The 21,960-nt window shown below is 42.5% G+C and carries 21 protein-coding genes and 2 pseudogenes; 6 read left to right on the forward strand and 17 right to left on the reverse strand.

Annotated elements, in window-relative coordinates; translation table 11 throughout:
* Nucleotides 1-6 precede the first annotated feature (6 nt).
* The 10 genes and pseudogenes from B9T34_RS08420 to acnD all read right to left on the reverse strand — a co-directional run bounded on the left by B9T34_RS08420 (nt 7) and on the right by acnD (nt 7,108).
* Nucleotides 7-249: a DUF6868 family protein gene (locus B9T34_RS08420; protein WP_086212711.1), complete on the reverse strand. Its 243-nt coding sequence runs from the start codon at nt 247-249 to the stop codon at nt 7-9.
* Between the two features lie 80 nt (nt 250-329).
* Complete coding sequence (locus B9T34_RS08425; RefSeq protein WP_086212712.1) at nt 330-1,067, reverse strand: hypothetical protein; 738 nt, start codon at nt 1,065-1,067, stop codon at nt 330-332.
* Between the two features lie 203 nt (nt 1,068-1,270).
* Nucleotides 1,271-1,477 carry a hypothetical protein gene (locus B9T34_RS08430; RefSeq protein WP_086212778.1) on the reverse strand — a complete coding sequence of 69 codons (207 nt, stop codon included), beginning with the start codon at nt 1,475-1,477 and terminating at the stop codon, nt 1,271-1,273.
* Nucleotides 1,478-1,730: 253 nt separating this feature from the next.
* Complete coding sequence (locus B9T34_RS08435; protein WP_086212779.1) at nt 1,731-2,309, reverse strand: DUF4126 domain-containing protein; 579 nt, start codon at nt 2,307-2,309, stop codon at nt 1,731-1,733.
* A 147-nt stretch (nt 2,310-2,456) separates the two neighbouring features.
* Nucleotides 2,457-2,600 (reverse strand): zinc ribbon-containing protein, encoded by a 144-nt coding sequence (locus B9T34_RS08440; protein ID WP_086179435.1) that lies wholly within the window; start codon nt 2,598-2,600, stop codon nt 2,457-2,459.
* 228 nt (nt 2,601-2,828) lie between these two features.
* The gene (locus tag B9T34_RS08445; RefSeq protein WP_086212713.1) at nt 2,829-3,368 is read right to left on the reverse strand and encodes a hypothetical protein; all 540 of its coding nucleotides are present in this window, start codon (nt 3,366-3,368) and stop codon (nt 2,829-2,831) included.
* A gap of 30 nt (nt 3,369-3,398) precedes the next feature.
* Complete coding sequence (locus tag B9T34_RS19220) at nt 3,399-3,620, reverse strand: hypothetical protein (RefSeq protein ID WP_086212714.1); 222 nt, start codon at nt 3,618-3,620, stop codon at nt 3,399-3,401.
* A 131-nt stretch (nt 3,621-3,751) separates the two neighbouring features.
* Nucleotides 3,752-3,885, reverse strand: a pseudogene (locus B9T34_RS19225) (hypothetical protein); the annotation flags it as partial.
* A 41-nt stretch (nt 3,886-3,926) separates the two neighbouring features.
* Nucleotides 3,927-4,412 carry a hypothetical protein gene (locus B9T34_RS08455; protein WP_086212715.1) on the reverse strand — a complete coding sequence of 162 codons (486 nt, stop codon included), beginning with the start codon at nt 4,410-4,412 and terminating at the stop codon, nt 3,927-3,929.
* 77 nt (nt 4,413-4,489) lie between these two features.
* Nucleotides 4,490-7,108, reverse strand: a complete 2,619-nt coding sequence (gene acnD, locus B9T34_RS08460; RefSeq protein ID WP_086212716.1) for a Fe/S-dependent 2-methylisocitrate dehydratase AcnD — start codon at nt 7,106-7,108, stop codon at nt 4,490-4,492.
* 671 nt (nt 7,109-7,779) lie between these two features.
* Here acnD and B9T34_RS08465 point away from each other — a divergent pair.
* The 3 genes from B9T34_RS08465 (at nt 7,780) to B9T34_RS08475 (ending at nt 11,633) form a co-directional block, all read left to right on the forward strand.
* Complete coding sequence (locus B9T34_RS08465) at nt 7,780-9,903, forward strand: multicopper oxidase family protein (protein ID WP_228147424.1); 2,124 nt, start codon at nt 7,780-7,782, stop codon at nt 9,901-9,903.
* Nucleotides 9,904-10,035: 132 nt separating this feature from the next.
* Nucleotides 10,036-10,761, forward strand: a complete 726-nt coding sequence (locus B9T34_RS08470; RefSeq protein ID WP_086212717.1) for a YgfZ/GcvT domain-containing protein — start codon at nt 10,036-10,038, stop codon at nt 10,759-10,761.
* 137 nt (nt 10,762-10,898) lie between these two features.
* A complete protein-coding gene (locus B9T34_RS08475; RefSeq protein WP_086212718.1) occupies nt 10,899-11,633 on the forward strand; it encodes a DsbC family protein in 735 nt (244 codons plus the stop codon).
* 52 nt (nt 11,634-11,685) lie between these two features.
* Here the strand turns inward: B9T34_RS08475 and B9T34_RS08480 are convergent, their stop codons facing one another.
* A complete protein-coding gene (locus B9T34_RS08480) occupies nt 11,686-11,931 on the reverse strand; it encodes a hypothetical protein (protein ID WP_086212719.1) in 246 nt (81 codons plus the stop codon).
* Between the two features lie 372 nt (nt 11,932-12,303).
* Here B9T34_RS08480 and B9T34_RS08485 point away from each other — a divergent pair, with 372 nt between their 5' ends.
* Nucleotides 12,304-13,113, forward strand: a complete 810-nt coding sequence (locus tag B9T34_RS08485) for a tetratricopeptide repeat protein (protein ID WP_086212720.1) — start codon at nt 12,304-12,306, stop codon at nt 13,111-13,113.
* Nucleotides 13,114-13,214: 101 nt separating this feature from the next.
* Here the strand turns inward: B9T34_RS08485 and B9T34_RS08490 are convergent, their stop codons facing one another.
* From B9T34_RS08490 to B9T34_RS08500, 3 genes are all read right to left on the reverse strand, one after another.
* Nucleotides 13,215-14,171: an AEC family transporter gene (locus tag B9T34_RS08490; RefSeq protein ID WP_086212721.1), complete on the reverse strand. Its 957-nt coding sequence runs from the start codon at nt 14,169-14,171 to the stop codon at nt 13,215-13,217.
* A gap of 90 nt (nt 14,172-14,261) precedes the next feature.
* Complete coding sequence (locus tag B9T34_RS08495) at nt 14,262-15,377, reverse strand: NADH:flavin oxidoreductase/NADH oxidase (RefSeq protein WP_086212722.1); 1,116 nt, start codon at nt 15,375-15,377, stop codon at nt 14,262-14,264.
* A 376-nt stretch (nt 15,378-15,753) separates the two neighbouring features.
* Nucleotides 15,754-17,022 carry a carbohydrate porin gene (locus B9T34_RS08500; protein ID WP_086212723.1) on the reverse strand — a complete coding sequence of 423 codons (1,269 nt, stop codon included), beginning with the start codon at nt 17,020-17,022 and terminating at the stop codon, nt 15,754-15,756.
* A gap of 378 nt (nt 17,023-17,400) precedes the next feature.
* Between B9T34_RS08500 and mutM the strand changes: the two genes are divergently transcribed.
* Together mutM and B9T34_RS08510 are read left to right on the forward strand one after the other, a co-directional pair.
* Entirely contained in the window at nt 17,401-18,255 is an 855-nt protein-coding gene (gene mutM / locus B9T34_RS08505; RefSeq protein ID WP_086212724.1) for a bifunctional DNA-formamidopyrimidine glycosylase/DNA-(apurinic or apyrimidinic site) lyase, read from the forward strand.
* Complete coding sequence (locus B9T34_RS08510; RefSeq protein ID WP_067764891.1) at nt 18,252-18,533, forward strand: peptidylprolyl isomerase; 282 nt, start codon at nt 18,252-18,254, stop codon at nt 18,531-18,533. Before mutM ends, B9T34_RS08510 begins: the two co-directional genes overlap by 4 nt.
* Nucleotides 18,534-18,610: 77 nt before the next feature.
* On the opposite strand, the pseudogene B9T34_RS19015 reads toward B9T34_RS08510, so the two are convergent.
* From B9T34_RS19015 to typA, 3 genes and pseudogenes are all read right to left on the reverse strand, one after another.
* A pseudogene (locus B9T34_RS19015) lies at nt 18,611-18,894 on the reverse strand (gamma-glutamylcyclotransferase family protein).
* Nucleotides 18,895-19,039: 145 nt separating this feature from the next.
* Nucleotides 19,040-19,471, reverse strand: coding sequence for a large conductance mechanosensitive channel protein MscL (gene mscL / locus B9T34_RS08520; RefSeq protein ID WP_086212725.1), 432 nt, complete (start codon nt 19,469-19,471; stop codon nt 19,040-19,042).
* Between the two features lie 202 nt (nt 19,472-19,673).
* Nucleotides 19,674-21,512 carry a translational GTPase TypA gene (gene typA, locus B9T34_RS08525; RefSeq protein ID WP_086212726.1) on the reverse strand — a complete coding sequence of 613 codons (1,839 nt, stop codon included), beginning with the start codon at nt 21,510-21,512 and terminating at the stop codon, nt 19,674-19,676.
* Nucleotides 21,513-21,960 lie beyond the last annotated feature (448 nt).

Below are 21,960 nucleotides of genomic sequence, written 5' to 3' on the forward strand. Positions count from 1 at the left end.
AAATACTTATTGCAAATAGTGCAGCGCAATATACGGCGTCAAATTAAAAAGCAAAATGCCAATTTTATACAGCGCCATACCGCCATAATGGATCGCGTCAAACTGCTGATCACTCAGCTTAAACCATTGCCCATGCACGCGTTTCATCCAATCTTTGGCAAAAACAAAAAGCACAAACCAAATGATTAAAATCAGATAGTTAATCACTAGGCTATACAGTAAGAAATCAGTCAAATGAATCATATTCATTACAGATCTCCATTGAGGATCTTTGTTCTATTTTATGCCTGTTAATGGTCTTTGAATAATTTTTTTGTTTCCCGCTTTAATCAAAATTCTAAGCGGTCCAGCTCACTAAAATCTTTAATTTTTGAAAGATAAATGGGAGCAGCATTTACACGGCTCCATGTTTCTTTAAAGCGCGTCTCATCATCTTCATAGTGTTGATTGAGGTTCTCCCGCAGCAGCTTTTTCTGGCTTAGAAAATTGATACTGGTTTGGCTGTGTATATAAGGGCCATGATTATCAGAGTCATCATAGCCAATTAAGCGCATATCGCGGCCTTCCAAGCGAAAGGTGTAGCGCCAATAGCCATAGCGCCCATGCGCATAATGAATTTTCAGCACGCCTTTTTCAATGGACGGTGCAAGTTCAGGCGCAAAGTACACACCGCCGTCTTCATTTTCAGAAGAAAAAGCGGAAAGATTTTGCACGACCTTTTGGTATTTTCCATGCTCATTGAGCAGCACTATAATGCCGCGGCGGTTGCGGTCAACTCTTTCACCAAATTGATTCTCTAGCCACATGTTCGGATCTGTATTTTTCACAATTAAGACCACATCGGCTTGGCCGTCTTTGTTTAAATCACCTTTTAGCACTTCAAAGAGTACATATTTGGGTGGAATATAGGCATGATATGTTTTTTGATCTTTTTGCAGCTGAAGTTGCTCAGGGCTTAAAGGCTCTGCGGATGCGCTTTGCACAGCATAGACCGAAGGATTCAGCACAATTGCGCTCAAAAGGCTGGCTATAAACACGCCAATTTTTATTGTACTTTGAGCAGACATTTTTCTTCTCCTGATTATTCTCGCTATGTGCTGCGCGCCATTTTATATATTTTTATATATTTCGGTCTTAAAGTTTAGCGGCTGATACTGCAAATGCCTATTAAGCTTTGAACGTCTTGATCAAAGTGCTCTTTGCAAAAAAACTCCGCCCCAAGGCAGAGTTTTTCACATTTTATTTCACTCATATACTGCAAAATGGTGTTTTAGCTTTCACAGCATTTTTCGCATACTTGTATTTTTTCTGTGGGCCAATGCATCACAGCCCATTTTTTTACCAGTTTATGGCTTTCAAAATACCCTAAAAAGCGCTGGTCTTCTGTCTTTGGCAAATCTTCACAGCCTTTAGAAGCATTGTGAATGGTATGCGCGCCGTTTGCTAAGGCTTGTTCGTCTATAATAAATTTAATCATGCAACATTCCCCCAGAATGATAAGTTCAGCCACGAATAAAACCATACAAAAATTATGGATTTAATCCCATAATAAAATTATGCCTTTATAGACTAAAAATCAATCAATATTTAATGGGTTAAATAACAGCATAATTCTGAGGATGCATATGAAAAGATCTTAAGCTGAAAGCCTGTATCAAGCACTTTCAGCTGTTTTGGCTTTGGATATATAAATACTTCGGGGGAAAGCAGATCTATTTTAACTTCTAATTTTAAACAGTCGAATGATCCAGATTTTCTGCGCGCTTACGGCGTATCCAGCGCACAATAAAAATAATGGCAAGAAAGACGACAATCACCACCAGCACAGGAACAACAAAGGACAGTACTGAAAGTACAACCGCGCTGATCAGCTCTCCTGTAGACAGCAGTGGATTGGCTATGCCGCCTGTGGTGCCTGTAGAAACTGCACGTGCTGCAACCGTATTCATTTGCACCACGCCAGCTGTACCGCCGCCCACAATAATGGCTGCAGCCCAACTGGCAAATTGCGACATTTCTCCGCTGCTGACCGCCATGGTAGCCAACGTTCCTGCAATCATGGATGCGGGTGTGGCAATGGTGTCTAGGGCATTATCTACCCAAGGGATGTAATAAGCCGCAACTTCACATAAGGTGGCAACTGCCAATGCTATGCAGACTGACGGCATGGCCAGCCATTCAAAGCCTTTCATGGGTTCGAACCAGCCTGTTAGTGAGGCAATGCTCATGACAAATAACGGAACAAAGACGCGGAACCCGCAAGCGGCACTCAGCCCAATACCAATGCATAGCCCTAAGATGGTTTCGATCATGCTTGCTCCCTGCCTTGTGGCGTGTTGTTATTTTACGAACGGATGATTTATTTTAATTACAGCATGCTTAGCAGGCAATAAAAAGCCCTATCGTGTGACAGGGCTTTCGTTCAAAGCAGCGGGTAGCTGTTTGTTTTTTGCAGCTTAGGCATTCTTATTGTTAAATTGATTGCCTTGGCATTTGGTACACGGTGGTAAACGATCAGTACCAATTTCTAAGTAGGTGCGGTGTCCGCATTTGACACAAAAATAGAAGCCTGTTCCGGGTTTAGAGCCAGCAGTAACCATTTTTGTTCTCCATGTGTTTTAGAAACGGTAAAACCAGTATACCCCTATCGTGATGATTGTCTATTGGTCATTTCGACAATTGATAATGGCATAATTGCAATAAATAATTTCGAGTGGAAATTTTGCATGTATATCTACTCTCAGAGCAACTCTAAATAAAACTCTTCAAAAAACCTTTTTGTAAGGAAAGATTAGTAGATGAAAATACAAAGACTTAGGATAAAGATTTCATACTAGTTCATTTGGATCTTTTAAATTTAATCTAATTAAATCACCTTTTTCTAAAGTCAAATTACTATTAGATAGATCTTTTCTAATAGCCTGATAGACCTTATCAACAGCTAATAAAATATTCTTAGATCCTGAATCATTTTGCGTAACATTCCTAAAATTTAAATACGCTTTTATTACTTCAGGCGAAGCCCATAGAATTAATCCTCTATTTAAAGCCTGAAACTTTTTCTTTAGATCAATGGATAAGTTATCTGCTTCAGCATTACTATATTGAAAAGCTTCAACTATTTCAAAAAACAGGTTGTAAACTTCAATTTTACTACTTCGATGGCTCTCTGCAATATCTCGACTTTTAGAATGCCACTGGGCATACCATAACCCCATAAGACCTAATGATGCTGTAATCAAAGCAGCACTTACACTAGCATTAATACCCTTTAACCAATTACCAAGTATGTAAAATCCGTATAACACCAAAATAAAAAAGAAAATTATGAATATGACAGAAATTAATACAGATATTTTTTTCTTCAAGTGCACCCCAAATTATTTCTACAAGCTTAATCAATCATATGAGAACTTAACATTTCGATTAATATAAGAATTTAACCCATCTCCTGATCTAGCTAAAATCTTCATTCTATCCACATGAAACTTTCCCGCCTTTCCATAATAACTGTAAGTATAAATTTTAGCTGTTCCATTAAATTTGACTCTAATGTAAATATCTCCAACCTCGTAATGCGTTACATGAGAGTCATTATTAATATCTTTATAAATTTCCATAATTTACTCTTTAAATAAAAAACGCCCCAATTAAATTTAGAGCGTTTTTAAACAAAATCAATAACTTTAATCCTACCTCTTTTCAAAGGTGAAATACACTGCATCGCAAGGGATGGATTTAAAGAATTACGTCAAGCCACATTCCCTTCTAAAAAGTCCTGTGCAAAAAACGTTGTAACACACAGCCCGCTTCATAAATATGCACTTCTTCTTCCGTATCCACACGGCAAGTCACAGGCATTTTAATAATTTCATTCTTACCATCAAACAACTTAATGCTCAGTTCACCAATGAACTTTACTAAATTTAATTATCGTAAATACTCAGGTTCCCTGTTCTCCACATTTCACCATCCCAACATAAAACATCATCTAAATTTTTCATAATCGAATGCTGTCGTAATCGCGGCGTTCCATCTTTTTTATACCATTTATTAACAAGTGTAATAGGTGTAGGTGGATAAACTTTTTTTCTCTCATTTAGATTTGGTTGCCAAAAATAAACAATTATGGACTCTGCCTTTTCTAAAAAAGTTCTAGTCGCTTCAACTGGATATTCAGTTTTTCCTAGCCAAATTTCTTGATCACGTGTAACTAATGGTGCTTTATGATGATTTTTAAGCCTATTATGGAAACTACCTTCTGTAATTCCACAATATTGAATATCTAAATCTCTTTCGTATTTCCCTTTACCTGTAATAATATATAGACCATTAGACTTCTGCTTATTTTCTAGGACTTCATCTAAAGTAAAAGGCCCTTCCCAGTTTAAAATTATTGTATGTTGTTCCATTAGTATCTCTATATAAAAAACCCCACATAAATGTAGGGTCTTTTTTTAACAATATCAACTACTGTTAGCTTAAACCATCAAGCTACATTCCCTTCCAAAAAGTCCTGTGCAAAGCGCTGCAACACACCACCCGCTTCATACACATGCACTTCTTCTTCAGTATCTAAACGGCAAGTTACAGGAATCTCAAGGATCTCATTTTTACCATCGGCCGTTGAACGCTCAACCACCAAAGTTAAAGTCGAACGCGGTGCAATATTGCCAATCACGCTATACAGCTCAGTACCATCCAGCTTTAAGGTTTTACGGTCAGTTCCTGCTTTAAACTCAAGCGGTAACACGCCCATACCCACCAAGTTAGTACGGTGAATACGTTCAAAACCTTCCGCCACAATCACTTCTACACCTGCAAGGCGCACACCTTTTGCGGCCCAGTCACGGCTTGAACCTTGACCATAGTCTTTACCCGCAATAATGATCAGCGGCTGCTTACGGTTCATGTAAGTTTCAATCGCTTCCCACATACGCATCACTTCGCCCTCAGGCTCTACACGCGCTTTTGAACCCTGCTTGATCGTACCGTCAGAACGTACCACCATTTCATTGAACAGTTTAGGGTTGGCAAATGTCGCTCGCTGCGTAGTTAAGTGGTCACCACGGTGCGTTGCATAAGAGTTAAAGTCTTCCTCAGGCACGCCCATTTTCTTCAAGTATTCACCTGAAGCACTGTCTAACACAATCGCATTCGAAGGCGATAAATGATCCGTAGTGATGTTGTCGCCCAAGATCGCCAGCGGACGCATATTGGCTAAAGTGCGCGGTGCAGCCAAAGCCCCTTCCCAGTACGGCGGACGGCGGATATAAGTACTTTGCGGACGCCAGTCATATAACGGGCTTTCAGATTTCGCATTAACTCCCAAATCAAACATTGGAATATAAATCTTTTTGAATTGTTCAGGCTTCACAGCCACTTTGACCAATGCATCAATTTCTTCATCCGACGGCCAAATGTCTTTCAGGTAAATTGGATTACCGTCTTTGTCATTGCCCAATGAATCAGCTTCGATGTCAAAACGAATCGTACCTGCAATCGCGTATGCCACAACCAAAGGAGGCGATGCCAAGAACGCTTGTTTTGCGTATGGATGGATACGTCCGTCAAAGTTACGGTTACCCGAAAGTACCGCAGTTGCGTACAAGTCACGCTCGATAATTTCTTTTTGAATGACTGGATCTAATGCACCTGACATCCCGTTACACGTGGTACATGCATACGCTACGATACCAAAGCCCAATTTTTCCAAATCCGTTAAAACGCCTGCTTCTTCTAGGTATAAAGCCGCTGCTTTCGAACCCGGTGCAAAAGATGATTTCACCCACGGTTTACGCACTAAGCCAAGTTCATTGGCTTTACGAGCAAGTAAGCCTGCAGCCACCGTATTACGTGGGTTAGACGTGTTTGTACAAGAGGTAATGGCAGCGATAATCACAGCGCCATCTGGAATTAAACCTTCCGCTTCTTGCGCATGCGCCGCGTCTAAGTTGCCTGCAATGCCTTTGGCTTTTAAATCTGCAGTCGATACACGTGCATGCGGGTTTGATGGCCCTGCAATGTTACGCGTTACGGTAGAAAGATCGAAACGAAGTACACGCGGATATTCCGCTTGTGTCATATCCGATGCCCAAAGACCAATTTCTTTGGCATATTTTTCAACCAATTTCACTTGATCCGCTTCACGGCCTGTCAGCGTCAGGTAATCAATGGTGTTTTGGTCGATGTAGAACATAGCCGCCGTTGCGCCATATTCAGGGGTCATGTTGGAAATCGTCGCGCGGTCGCCTACAGACATGCTGTCTGCACCTTCACCAAAGAATTCTAGGTATGCGCCAACTACACGTTCTTTACGCAAGAACTCAGTTAAAGCTAAAACGATATCAGTTGCGGTAATGCCTGCTTGACGCTGACCGACAAATTCTACACCAATGATGTCAGGCAGACGCATCCAAGAGGCACGGCCCAGCATCACGTTTTCAGCCTCTAAACCGCCCACACCAATTGAAATCACGCCTAGTGCATCGGTATGCGGGGTATGTGAGTCTGTGCCTACGCAAGTGTCTGGATAAGCCAAGCCGCCGCGGTTTTGAATCACTGGAGACATTTTCTCCAAGTTAATTTGATGCATGATGCCGTTGCCCGCAGGGATTACATCCACATTTTCAAAGGCTGTTTTGGTCCATTCAATGAAGTGGAAACGGTCTTCGTTACGGCGGTCTTCAATCGCACGGTTTTTTTCAAAGGCATCTGGGTCAAAACCGCCAAATTCAACAGCCAATGAATGGTCGACAATCAGCTGCGTCGGCACAACAGGGTTCACTTTAGATGGATCGCCGCCTTGTTCTGCAATGGCATCACGCAAGCCTGCAAGGTCTACCAATGCGGTTTGACCTAAGATGTCATGGCACACCACACGCGCTGGATACCAAGGAAAATCGTGGTCTTGTTTACGGAAAATCAGTTCTTTTAAAGACTGTTCTAAAATTGCGGGATCACAACGGCGGACCAATTGCTCGGCTAAGACTTTTGAAGTGTAAGGAAGCTTTGCATAAGCGCCTGGCTGAATATCTTCTACGGCTTGGCGCACGTCAAAATATTCTAGCTGGGTGCCTTGCAGCGGTTTGCGGTAGTTGTTGTTCATTGCGTACCTGCCTTTTGAATCGTTTTTTTAACTATGTGTTTTTGTAGACGTTCACACTGTGATTGCTGGCATAGTACACTGCCGAAAAGCCATTTCCCAAATCTTTTATATTTCATAAACTTAGGTATAAAAATACAGGTTTTAGAAATAATTTGTTACATTAACTTTGGTATATTTGCTCTAAATCTGCATTTTTTTAGAAAATCGAGCTAAATCCAGCTAATTCTTTAGTCTAAGACATTTGAAACACGCTCTCATTTGCTTCACCACTTTAGCCAAGGCGCTCAAAAGCGTGCTGCTGCTGGCTTTGATAACTCCGCACACTACTGACCGTCATTGCGTGTTTCACATGCCAGATCCTCCAGCGGATAAAAAGGAGGTGCAATACTCATTTAAAGTAAAAAATTGAAACATCTTGCTTAAATTGTCTCCCCTTTTGGGGATATCTTCTGTTTTTAAAACTTTTCAATAATAAGCTGAACAAAAAATTCATCAGAAAAACGCAATGACAATAATTGAATGGAAAAAGGTTTAAGGCATCAAAACAGCCTGCATGGAATACGCTTGCATACTCCCTCTGAAATCAAGTCATAAGCTTTAAACCTCAAAAACAGCCTACTTCAATACAACTAAAACGGCTGTCACTGCGTCATTTTATTTTGGAGGAAATCATGAATAAATTTAAAAACATGATTGGCTCAGCCGGTTTGCTGGGCTGTTTAGCCTTATATGCATGCGGTGACAGCAATCAAGAATCTGCAGCGCCTGTGATCCAAGAAGAAGACATTGATTCACCTGCTGTGATTTCGAATCCACCGCGGCTCAAGGCCAATGCCGCAGGTGAGCATGAATTAATTATTGCCTACAAAAACCAGCAATTGTTTGATCCTGAAACTGGAGAAAATGACTCGCTGCATCTGCGCGGCTATTTGACCAAGCCAGAACTATGGAACAGCAAAAATGCAGATAACAGCGTCAGCGATGTTTTAGTTGGGCCCCAAATCCGCGCCAAACAAGGCGAAAGCTTAAAAATCCACTTGGTCAATTATCTTCCGGAAGAATCAGCAGAAACCTGTCCAGAAAACATCAGCAATATCAACCAAGGCCACTGCTTCAATACCACCAATCTGCATACGCACGGACTGTGGGTCAGCCCGCAAGGCAACAGTGATAATGTCTTTTTAATGCTGAAACCCAATGAAGATATTCACTACGAATTTAAGATTGAACCGAACCATCCTGCCGGCACTTTTTGGTATCACTCGCATGTCCACGGCTCCACAGCGATCCAAGTGTCCAGCGGCATGGCTGGCCCTTTGATTATTGAGGGAGAGCGCAAACCCGCTATTGCGGATGGAAAGCTAAGGCAAAGCGGCGATTTTGATATTTTGTGGAAAAACCAAAGCAGCGGAAAATATGATCATGAAAAAATTCTGCTGTTCCAGCAAATCCAATACAGCGAAGACTGCAATGCCAAACTGACACCCAATGCGGACTCGCCATGCATTTATGCGCTGGAAGATTATTCAAAATTGGATATTCCAACGTCCTGGGCCACAGAAAACCGCTTTACCAGCATCAACGGCAAAATGCAGGGCGAAATCAAAGTCGATCAAAACCAGTATCACCGCTGGCGCATGATTCATGGCGGCATCCGCGATACTATTGGCCTGACCATCAAAGAGCTTCCAGATTCGCAAGCATTTACCGCCGAGCAAACCGTTGCAGCCTGCAGCAAATATCAAAGCAAAGCAATGGCAGCGCAATTTAAGGCATTAAAAACCCTGCCGCTTTATACAGTTGCACAAGATGGCCTCACCATGGGCCAAGTGCAAAAAAATGGCATTGAAATATTCCAGCCCGGCTACCGTTTTGACGCGATGCTGTCTTTTCCAAGTCTGAATAAATATTGTGTCTATGACGCCAAACTGAATTTGGAAGATGAAATTAATACCGCGCAATCCAACTCATTGCTGCGCAGCGCATCCGGTGAAAGCCTGAATACACAGCTGCTCGGCTGGGTTAATGTTCAGGCGACAAAGCTCCCAGAACAAACGCCTTATGCCTTTTTAGCCAGCCAAGCCGAACTCATTGGGCTGGCGCCTGAAATCGTCCAGCAAGTTGCAAAAGGCGATCTTTCTGCCTTTACAGCACATGCCAGCTTAATGACTTCAGATGTGGAAGATCAGCTAAAAGGCATGGTTAAGCAAATCACTAATTTTGACATTCTGTTTAATGCGGACGGCAGCGTCAAATTTGGCCTGCGCCATGAAGACAATGGCACACTGATTGGCTTTGGTGACGCATACCATGGTGAAGACCATACCAATCATACCTATGTCCGCAAACTGCCGATTGGCAAAACACAGGAATGGGAACTCAGCAGCAATTTGGCGAATCATCCGTTCCATATCCATGTAAACCCTTTTCAAATAGTGAAAATTTTGAATGCCGACGGTACGGATGTCAGCGCCATTGGCAGCTCAGATAAAGACAGTGCCGGCAATATCGATTCGCAGTACCATGGCCTAAAAGGCGTGTGGAAAGATACACTGCTGATCAAGCAGGGCTATAAAATTTTTGTGCGCAGCAAATATGAAAAATTTGAAGGCGACTTTGTGCTGCATTGCCATATTCTTGATCATGAAGATCAAGGCATGATGGAAACCGTGCGGATTTGCGGAGATAAATATGACTGCAATTCTGAGCCGCCCAGCCATCACGCCTCAATGGATATGGACATGAGCGCCAGTGATGTTTCTGCTGCCAGTGATTTATCAGCGCATAGCTATTAATCAGCACGCCTTGCCATTTCAATAAACCAAGCAGCAAGCCTATAGAGATATAGGCTTTTTGTTTGCCTATCTGCCGCGCTTGCTTCAAAATATCCGTATTCAAGATTGATAAAATTTATATAGAGGCTTGTCATGTCAACGTCGATGACATTTACATCTTTCACTTTAAATGGTGCAGATGCGCAAAAATTCCTGCAAGGGCAAGTGACTTTGCATGTGGAGCGCCTTGAAGAAAATCAGACGCGCTATACCGCCATTTGCGACTTAAAAGGCCGTATACACTTTGGATTGTGGCTAAGCAAACTGAACCCAGAAAGCTTTGTGATTGTGACGACTGCCGATCAAGCTGAAGAGTTTGCGAAACACATTAAAAAATTTGGCGCTTTTTCTAAAATGAAGCTTGAAGAAGCCGGCCAAGTTTATCCAACACTCAATGACGGTCAAACAGTTTTTGTTGCAGAGCCAACTGATGTTGCCGCTTGGGAAGTTCAAGCCATTCAATCGGGTCAAGCTTATATTGATCAAGCCATTGAACATGTATTCCAGCCGCAGGAAATGCGCCTGCATCAGCGCGAAGGTGTTCATTACGACAAAGGCTGTTACCTGGGTCAGGAAGTGATTGCGCGTTTATGGTTTAAAGCTAAACCGAAAGCTTGGCTGCATGCCATCTCAGGTACAGACGCTGCGCCTGCTCAAGGCGAACAGCTGCATGCTCAAGTACAAGTGGTGAATAGCGCTGCGACTGCAAATGGCTATGTGGCATTGGTTGTTGCCCGTCCAGATGCTTTGGCTGAGCTGGATGTAACCGTTTTAGATTTGCCAGAAGCATTGAATGGCGATGTCGCTAGACCGCAATAAGCCTTTAAAAACTTATAATGTTGTATCAATGAGCCTCTAAGATCAGGGGCTTTTTTTAAGACTAAATATTTTCAATACAGCTTGCATATTATTAATAAACCTGTATTTTTTTATAAAAACATCAACAACTAAGCATTATGAAAAAATTAACTATTTTAGCGCCAATCCTGAGTTCTCTACTTTTTTCTAGCTCACTAAGCTTTGCGGAAGATCTCGAAAAAATAAATCAAGTTGCTCAAAAATTTCCTAGAGAATTAAAGCCTGAATTTATTGATAAAACGCCAATTGAAGGTGTGTATGCCTTATCAAATTCCCGAGGGACATATTTGATGGATGATAAAGGCAAATATTTAATTAAAGGAAAAATTTTCAACATTAATAATCAATTAAATATTACAAATGACATTTATCAAAAACACTATGCAATAAATCCAAAGCAACTTCCGCTAAATCAAGCTTTTAAAGAAGTAAAAGGAAATGGAAAACATGTAATTTATGTTTTTGCAGATCCCGACTGCCCTGCTTGCCAAGCAACCCAAGTTCTTTTCGAAGAAATGGATAATATGACTATTTACACTTTTCCATTTGCATTAACTCACCTTCATCCAACCGCAATAACAACGGCAAAAAAAATCTGGTGCTCTAAAGATCCTTTAAAAGCGTGGAAAGATTATTTAATTGATGATAAAAAACCAAAACAGCAATCTACGGATTGCAGTAATCCCATTGATCAAAATATGGATTTGACGAAAAAACTTAATATTTCGATTACGCCAACCATTTTTAATTCACTAGGGCAGCGAATGGCGGGGCTTGAAACTGAAGAAGAGTTTGAAGAGTTTATTGCCCCTCGAAAAGTTCAATTAAACTAAAAATAAAGGGGGAACGTCGAATTCACAATCCCCCCTTACACATCTTAATATATCAAAACCCATGAAATAGCTTATTCATGTCCTTGCACAAATAGTCTTTAAATGAATAATCCCGCGCATGCTTGGCATCAAATTTAGCGCTCTGACCATCTTTTTCAAAAACGTACACACGGTCATCTTTACTCACCAAAAATGACCCGCCCAGCGCAACAAGCAAAGCATCAATCTTGTCTTCATGCGCGATGCTGTCATCTTGGTTAATTTTGTCATAGTTGCGCTTAATGCTTTTAATAAACATTGATCTGCTCTTTCATTTATTTCAGCGCTGATTTAAACAAAATTCAGAAAAAATGCAATCAACCCTGCAATAAAAAGTCAAAATTCATAATCAGCTCATTATTTGCAGTTAAATTCCAGTTAACCTGATGCAAACCTTCTTTCAAAACGCCGAAGAAGTCAGGCTATAAATTCGGAACATGAAATCTAGCCATTTCACGCAGATCCATCGTTTTTGACAGCCGTATATCTTGCTCTATGCACCGCTTGGAATATTTCACAAAAGGCATATTTACTTTCGTATAATTCCAACTATCATGAGAAATACGGTTTTACACAGGCACTACACAAACCCATAAATGGATTTATGTTGCTGTATTAGAAAGGTTTAAAAATGAAAAAAATTCTTTGCGCGGGTTTAATTGCACTATCATCTCAATTTGCAATGGCAGCGGATGCGCCTGCTGCAGGTATTGATCCTGAATTTGCCAAAATTGAAGCGATGGTTAAAGCCAACAATATGACCGGCGCTTATCAAGCTTTAGACAAACTGGCAAAACAAGGCAATCCGCAAGCGCTGTACAACCTAGCCTACTTAACGCAAACAGGCCAAGGCACAGCGAAAAATGATAAGAAAGCCCTTGAATTGTATGAACAGTCCGCAGCGAAAGGTTACCCAGTTGCCAACTATGTGCTCGGTAAAAACTACATTTCAGGCTCAATGGGCTTAAAAGCAGATACAGCCAAAGCAAAACAGTATTTAGAAAAAGCCTCTGCTCAGGGCTTTGATGATGCCAGCGTCGACTTGGCAGTACTATTATTCTCTGAAAATAAACCTGCATCCGATAAAGCTGGTTTGGCCAAACTTGATCCTTTAGTGAAAAAAGGCAACTATCAGGCCATTCATGCTAAAGCGCTGTATGACATCAGCACAGGCTTTAAAAACAAGGATGAGAAGCCCATTCAGCAAGGCTTAAGCAGCATTCAAGAATTAGCGAAAAAAGGCTATATTCCGGCATTAATGGCGGTAGGCAACATGTTTACCAATGGCAACATCATTCCGCAAAACCTGCCTGAAGCGCAAAAAATCTTTACGGCTTTAGCCAAAGAAAATGTGCCTCAAGCAAAAGAGTCTTTGGCAACAGTCAATAAAATGATTGCTGAACAAGCGAAGAGTCCCAAAGCTGCACCGAAAAAGAGCTAATTGAATCTTCAAACACTCAAAAGCCAAACTTAAGGTTTGGCTTTTTTATTGGGTTCTGTGTAAGCGCCTAAGCTCAAAATATACAATGTTTGGTAATGGCATCAATGTGCAATAAAATGCGCAGATTGTGTAAGTAAAACCCCCACAGCAATAAAGCCCAATGCCGTGCTCAGCACCAGCGGCGCCAAGGCTTTTTCACTTAATCCATAGTGCTGTGCAAAAATGCCAAAAGCGACAGGCATGGGCAGCACCGCCAATAATGTGCCGACAAACAGCATCTCAGGACTGACTTTCAGCAGCCAAAGCAGGCCAAAAATCACCAAAGGCATGACCATGACTTTTAGCCCGACCAATACAGCGCCCTGCATATTCATGCTGTTCAGTTTCATGCCAACCAAGCTGCCGCCAATAACAAACAAGGCCAATGGGGATGCCGTTTTGCCCAGCATTTCCAGCACTTGAGCCAGCCAAAGCGGCAGTTTAATTTGCAGCAGCACACAGCTGATCCCCACTAAAATGGCCAGAATGACCGGATTTTGCAGCAGGCGTTTCACTAAGCCAATCAACACTCCGCCCTGCAACGATATATCCTTGCCGCCCGCAGCCTGATGATGCAGCCCGCGTTCTGCCAAAACCAGCATCAGCGTCAAAATAATCAGATTTTCAATAATTAAGGTTAAGGACAAATAAACCGCAGAATGGCTCCCCAGCAGTAAAGTCAAAATTGCCGTGCCAATAAAGCCGGTATTGGACATAGACGCGCCCATCGCCAAAACACTGGCATGGCTCATAGGCTGACTGAACATTTTACGGCAGAGCCAGTACGTCAGTGCAAACAGCAGCAGAGAACCGCCGCCGTAACCAAGAAAATAGGCTGGATGCCAAATTTCCGCTAGATTCTTGCCTGCTAGCGCCTGAAGCAAAAAAGCAGGCAACGACACTTTCATCACAAATTGACTGAGCGGGTGAATATGGGCAGAAGCGACATAACCGCGCCGAACTGCCCAATATCCCAAAAACACAATAAAGCAAATGGGTAACAGCACAGTTGTGAGCACAGCATCATCCTTAAATTTCAGTAGGGTTCAACTTTAAATTCCTTAAGCTACAGGCATGACTGAATAAAAAATGCAGCACGCCTGCCCGGCTTAGGTATGAAAAGGTTTAAACAAATCACGCAAACCATGCGGCTGACAGCGTAAATACTGCGGGGCAATCGCAACGGTTTCTCCCAATTCAGCTGCAGCATGCCACGGCCAGCGCGGGTCATACAGCATAGCCCGAGCCAGTCCAATCGCATCGGCCTGTTCATATTGCAGTACACCTTCTGCTTGCAGCGCATCGGTAATTAAACCGACAGCAATAACGGGAATGTCCACAGCTTGCTTCACAGCTGCAGCAAAAGGCACTTGATAGCCTGCATGCAGATCAATTTTCTGCTCAACATGCAAACCGCCGCTAGACACATGAATATAGGCGGCACCTAATTGCTCCAAGGCTTTGGATAGGCCTGCAGTAGATTCCACATTCCAACTTTCAGCACTCTCAATCCAATCAGTTGCCGATAGGCGCACCCCAACAGGATAGCCCTCAGGCACGGCATCTTTCATGGCTTGGAATACTTCTAGCGTGAGGCGAATGCGGTTTTCAAAACTGCCGCCATATTCATCACTGCGCTGGTTGGACAATGGCGACATAAATTGATGCAGCAGATAGCCATGCGCGGCATGCAGTTCAATCAGTTCAAATCCTGCATCTACAGCGCGTTTAGCAGAGATTGCAAAGTCCGCAATAATCTTTTCAATTTCCGCTTTGTCCAGTGCGTGCGGGGCATGATCCTGCGGATTAAACGGTACATCACTGGCTGATACCGTCTGCCAGCCTTGCGCATGATCAGGCGCCAGTTGCCCGCGTCCATCCCAAGGCTTATCCGTGGACGCTTTACGGCCGGCATGCGCCAGCTGTATGCCAAAAGGCATTGGAGAAAGCGTCTTCACTTTAGCCAGCAGCGCTTTAATTTGCGCACGCTGCAAATCATTCCACAGCCCCAAATCGGCATAACTGATACGGCCTTCAGGCTGAACTGCAGTCGCCTCTACAATGCACAGCCCTGCACCTGACAAGGCATAATTTGCCCATTGCTGCTCATGCCAATAGCTGAGTTCGCCCTGTTCATTGGCGGAATATTGGCACATAGGGGCAATAACAATTTTATTGCCAAGCTGCAGTGACCCAAAATGGATCGGCTGAAATAATAACGACACCTGAAGTACTCCCTATATGGCCTGAACTGCTTGCAAAAAACCGTTTGAATACGCCACAAAACCTTAACTCAAACACGCTTATTACAGATGAATAATCATTTAATAAATAATGTATTAACTTAAACTCAGCCTAAATTGAGATCCTTATGCAAGCTGCCTCTGTGCAAGAGAACATCTTAAAATTTCATTTGGCTTGAGAAACAATAGCACTCCAAACAGGCGATTAAAACAGCAAGATTACAGCAATCAGCCAAATCATAACTTCGGCTTATAGATTGAACCTTAAAAGCAAAACAGGCTCCAAAGAGCCTGTTTTCAATATGCAAGATAAATATTTTATGATCTATCCTAAAATCGCTTTTTTTACTTTAAAACCTTAGAAAGTCACTTTTGAGCTCAGACCCAGCACCAAAGCATTGTCCACATTATTGGTCGCGCCTGGATTAACCACGTACTGCACGCTAGGACGGATCATCAGCCACTTGGTTGGATTGTGGCTGTAATTCAACTCAATATTGTATTCTGCGCTGGCATTAAATTGATCTTTGCCTTCTGCAAAACGTTCATTCACATGTACTCGGTTCACAGCGAGGCCAAGCATGTCATTTGGCAGACGGTTAGCCAAACCGATATATTTCACACCTACTTGCTGTGAATTATCAACTTTATTGGTTATGCGGTCATGCCATGTAAAGTTGGCAAAGCTGTGTAAACCGCGCTTGCCTTCGCCTGTAGATGTCAGCTGCTGCTCTACAGCCAGCCAGCCGGCAAAGGTCCGGTTTTTGCCATCCGCTGGATTCGCTACATCTTTTTGATTTTTTGCATCGTCGGCAGTGTTATACATACCGCCTACACGGTAACTGCCCGGCAAGCCATTCACAAAGGTTTTCGGCGTCCAGATCAGTTCTGCTGGAATGGTCACGCCATCAGCATTGTCTGTATCTAAATTCCAGCCGTGACGCTCTAAAGCATTTTCAGGGTTGAATTCATATACTCCGACTTGTGCAGCCAATTCTGGCGCTGCCTGATATTTAACTCGGCCGCCCCATTGCGATACTGGTGTGTTCATCCAGATATTGCCTTGCCATTTGCCCATTTGCGCGGCGCAAAATGCAGTGCTTTCAAAGTCGCAGGCCATGACATTAAAGTCCATACCCAAGCCTAAACGTCCTGCTTTTACACTGATGCCCTGTTCTTTAAAATTCTTTTCAATCGACAATTCAGACAAGCGTGTTTTTTGGTTGCCGCGTCCAAAATTGGCCTGTGTATTGGCCATTTGCGGTGCGGAAGGATCCTGCAGATCTTCCAAAGTTGTGCTTTGACCTTGACGCGCAGTCATCACCGCACGCACTGTTACACCATCCCAGCCCGCCAGTTTTTCCATATCCAGCGCTGTACCGAGCCAAAGCTGGCTTGCCACAGTAGCTGAGTGGCCTGAATCGCGTCCGCCATCCGCTAAATAAGCCGCATCAGCTGCAATATTCGCTTCAAATTTAACACCTTGCTGTGCCAATTCTCCGCGCTTGCCGTTCCAATCACCCAGCATATACCGGCCTTTGGTATCAAATGCCTGCTCTGCAGCTTGAGATTGGGTCATGGCGGCCATTAAAAATGCTGGCAATAAAGCTAGACTGAACTTGTTCATTGGTAAAACCTGAATATGATGACTTAACTGCTTTCAATTCAATACATTGAAACCTAATATATGAATAATTACATAATTATTAAAAGTTTAAATCTGCATTATTTTTATCATTTATTAAACTTTTAGTTATTATTCTTTCATTTTAAATAACTTTTATTTGGCATAAATAAATATAATTTTGAGCCTTATCATATTCTTAATTCTAATTTTAGCCTGAATTACAGCTCCAGCAATCGGCTTTTTAAATTTATGGATTGGCGCAGTCTGCCTGATACTTTTGTCTAATTAGGGCCAAATGCAGACTGCTACAGATTAAAAACTTGCAATCCACCCAGTTCAACCCGATATTAAGCGCATCCGCCACTGATTGTTCAACCCATGCCTGAATTACCTGAAGTCGAAACCACAAAAACCAGCCTGCTGCCTTTAGTAGATCAAAAAGTGCTGCGTGTTGAAGTTCGTCAGCCGAGCCTGCGCTGGCCTATACCAGCAGATATACAAAAGCTTTCAGGACAAAAGCTGCTGAAACTGACACGGCGCTCTAAATATATTTTGGCGGAATTTGAACAGAACACCATGCTTTGGCACTTGGGCATGTCTGGCAGTTTCAGACTGTGCGAATCGCATGATGAATTGCGCAAGCATGATCATCTGATTATTCAGTTTGAAGATATGGAACTGCGCTACCACGACCCGCGCCGTTTTGGCTGTATTTTGTGGCTGGATGCAGATTCTCAGATCAAACTGATTGATACTTTAGGGCCTGAGCCGCTGAGCGAGGCATTCAATGCCGAATATCTATTTGGCAGGTTTAAAACTAAAAATACAGCCATTAAAGTCGCTATGATGGACAATCATATTGTGGTGGGTGTCGGCAATATTTATGCAACTGAAAGCTTATTTAATTTAGGCATTCATCCTGCGCAGCCAGCATCCAGTTTGAGTTTTGATCAAGTTGAAAAAATGGTTATTGAAATCAAACGCATCTTAAAACAGGCGATTGATTTAGGCGGTTCAACTTTACGTGATTACAGCAATGCGATGGGCGAAAACGGCTATTTTCAGCAAACCCTCTTGGCCTATGGCCGTGCTGGTGAAATGTGCATCAATTGTGAAACGACTTTAGAAAATTTGAAGTTAGGTCAGCGCGCTAGTGTATTTTGCCCTGAATGCCAGCCTTTAAAAAAGGTTAAAATGCCCAGCAAGAAAACTCTCAAAGGAAGCAAAGCATGAAGTCTGCAATTGTCCGCCACATCTTGGTCAAAGACAAAGAACTGTGCGAACAGCTGAAAAAGAAAATCAAAGGCGGCGCTGACTTTGCCAAAATTGCTAAGCAACATTCGACATGCCCTTCGGGTAAAAAAGGCGGCGAGCTTGGCGACATTAAAAAAGGTCAGTTGGTTGGCCCAATTGATAAAGCGGTATTTACCCTGCCCGAACGTGAGTTGCATGGCCCGATCAAAAGCCAGTTTGGCTGGCATTTGTTAGAAATTAAATTTCGGATGGATTGATACTTCCATACAAATGCAGCAAATACTCAAACGCAGCCCTAAGCTGCGTTTTTCATTTCATACACCCATGCTGCTTTTTATTCACCGGATTCCAAATGAATCATGACCTGTACGCGCTGGTACTGCATGCCTTCAAAGCAGCCCAATGCTGTGCCAGTTTGTCGGTGCTAAAACAATAGCCTTCAACAAAAGGTGCATCTTGATCTAATACGATTGCAGGTAAGCCTTTATCTGCCCCCCAATTTAAAGTATGCACGACACCTTTGACTGTCGCCTTCTGCTATGTACCGCCAATATTTTCCAACCAATGTGCATTTTCACGGTTTGGACACAAGGTCCCATAGACAAATAAATCATTCATGCTATTTTGCAGCTTAAAAAATCAGCAGCTATCTTAGTGAGATTCTGCATGGATCTCTAGTCCTATTTATCGTTTTTATCGTTTTACTATTTTATTTCGGACAATAAAAACGGCACTCAAAAGTGCCGTTTTCACTGCTAAAGGATTAACCTTTACGTTTTAATTCATCACGAATTTCACGCAGCAAAGCGATATCTTCTGGTGTTGCTTCTGGAGCTGGCTCTGCTTCTTGTTTACGGCGCATTTTGTTCATCAGTTTCACTAACCAGAACACCACCCATGCCAATAGCAGGAAGTTAATCAGAATCGTTAGGAAGTTACCGTAAGCTAAAACATTCAGGCCAGCATCTTGCGCAGCTTTCAACGTTGTAATGTTATTTGGATTATCGCCAAGTACAGTGAACCAGTTTGAATAATCAACGTCACCGCCTAAAATCCATGAAATCAATGGCATTACAATATCTTTAACCATTGAATCAATAATCTTACCGAACGCGCCGCCGATGATGACACCGACCGCCAAGTCCATAACATTGCCTTTTACAGCAAATTCTTTAAATTCTTGAATAATACTCATGTCATCTCCAGAAACTTTTTTTTAAGCTTTATTTATGTGATGAAGTATACATTAATTTTATAGCTTCATTTCCACGTAATTTACTCGGAAATTCTCTGCTTTTATATATTGGTTTGCTAATTTTAAACAAAAAAATGCCATCAATAAATTGATGGCATTTTGAAATGGCGCTGCCCGCATGGGGCAACATCATTTTAAAAAATTATTTACCAGAACGGTTACGTTTACGTTCATTTTCAGTCAACCAGCGTTTACGGATACGGATTGACTTCGGTGTTACTTCAACTAATTCATCATCTTCAATGAATTCAAGCGCTTGTTCAAGCGTGTATTCTACAGCAGGAACAAGAGTCAACGCTTCGTCAGTACCAGATGCACGTACGTTTGTTAACTGTTTCGCTTTAGTTGGGTTAACTGTCATATCGTCTGAACGAGAGTTAATACCAATGATCATACCTTCGTAAACTTCTAACTGAGGTTTAGCGAATAGACGGCCGCGGTCTTGAAGTGTGAACAATGCATAGCCAAGGCAAGTACCTTGAACCATAGAGATCAACACACCGTTTTGACGCTTAGCAACAGTACCTTGTTTCATTGGACCGTAATGTGAGAAGCTTGAAGTCATGATCCCTGTACCAGAAGTCATGGTCAAGAATTCAGAACGGAAACCGATCAAGCCGCGTGAAGGAACAGTTGCTTCAATACGGATACGGCCTTTGCCGTCAACTTCCATATTGGTCATTTCGCCTTTACGGTGACCCATTTGTTCCATAACAGCGCCTTGGTGCTGTTCTTCAACGTCAAAAGTCACGTTTTCGTACGGTTCTTGCTTTTCGCCGTCAACTTCTTTCAAGATTACTTGTGGACGTGATACGCCCATTTCGAAGCCTTCGCGGCGCATGTTTTCAATCAGAACTGAAAGGTGAAGTTCACCACGGCCAGATACTTTGAAACGGTCTGGACTGTCAGTATCTTCAACACGAAGCGCTACGTTGTGGATCAATTCGCGGTCTAGACGTTCACGGATATTACGTGAAGTTACGAATTTACCTTCTTTACCAGCAAACGGTGAGTTGTTTACTTGGAAAGTCATCGTCACTGTAGGTTCGTCTACAGAAAGAGGAGGAAGCGCTTCAACTGCTTTCGGATCACAAATTGTGTCAGAAATATGCAATGCATCGATACCCGTTACGCAAACGATATCGCCTGCTTGAGCAGATTCAACATCAATACGTTCAAGACCGTGGTAACCCATGATTTTTAAGATACGGCCGTTACGTGTTTTGCCTTCTTTGTCGATCACAGTTACAGGTGTGTTCAACTTAACAGAACCGCGCTGGATACGGCCTACACCGATTACACCTACGAAGCTGTTATAGTCAAGTGAAGACACTTGCATTTGGAATGGACCATCAACGTCAACTGCTGGCGGTTCAACGATGTCTACGATTGTTTGGAACAATGGCGTCATATCGTCAGCAAGTTCTTCTGGAGAAGGACCAGCTACACCGCGAAGGCCTGAAGCGTAAACGATTGGGAAGTCTAACTGTTCGTCGGTACCGCCTAGGTTATCAAACAAGTCAAATACTTGGTCAATTACCCAATCAGGACGCGCACTTGGCTTGTCGACTTTGTTGATAATTACGATTGGCTTCAAACCGCGTGCGAACGCTTTTTGCGTTACGAAACGAGTTTGCGGCATTGGACCTTCTTGAGAATCGACAAGAAGAAGTACGCAGTCAACCATAGACATTACACGTTCAACTTCGCCACCGAAGTCGGCGTGTCCCGGGGTGTCCACGATGTTGATGCGGTATTCTGTATCCGTGCGGGCATCTGTCCATTTGATTGCAGTGTTTTTTGCAAGAATGGTAATACCACGTTCGCTTTCAATCGCGCCCGAATCCATCACACGTTCGATCTCGCCTGCGCGATCGCCAAGAGCACCTGATTGCTGTAAAAGTTTGTCTACAAGAGTAGTTTTACCATGGTCGACGTGCGCGATGATGGCAATGTTACGGAGAGTTTTAATATCTGACATGTGAATTCGATACGCCTAAAGTTTGAGGGCAAATTATACAGAAAAATCCTAAGTTTTTATAGTGACAGTTTATTGACAGTTACAAGTTTTTTTCTAAGCAGCCAGCAAACCTCTTATTTTATTGTTATTTATACATATTTTTTTTAATTTTTAGATTAGCGGTCACGCTTCCGCTGGAACGATTCTGCTAAAAAACAGCCGTTAAAGGCCTAATATCCAGTTTTTTCCATCAAATTCAGTTCTGATGTTTTAGCAGTAAACGAATCTAGATTTCGACAAATCTGTGTGCTTTTTTTACATTAATTTTTTACTTAAACTTAAAAGCTGGCGCAACTAATCTAATGATCAATCAAACTTCGCCATTTACATGCTCTCGCCGCAGGATGCTTTGTCTGAAACTTCACATTTGCATTCAATAGCGGCGCTATCTGTACATGCTATTGAATTA

This window comes from Acinetobacter sp. ANC 3813 (genome assembly GCF_002135435.1).
Taxonomy (GTDB): domain Bacteria; phylum Pseudomonadota; class Gammaproteobacteria; order Pseudomonadales; family Moraxellaceae; genus Acinetobacter.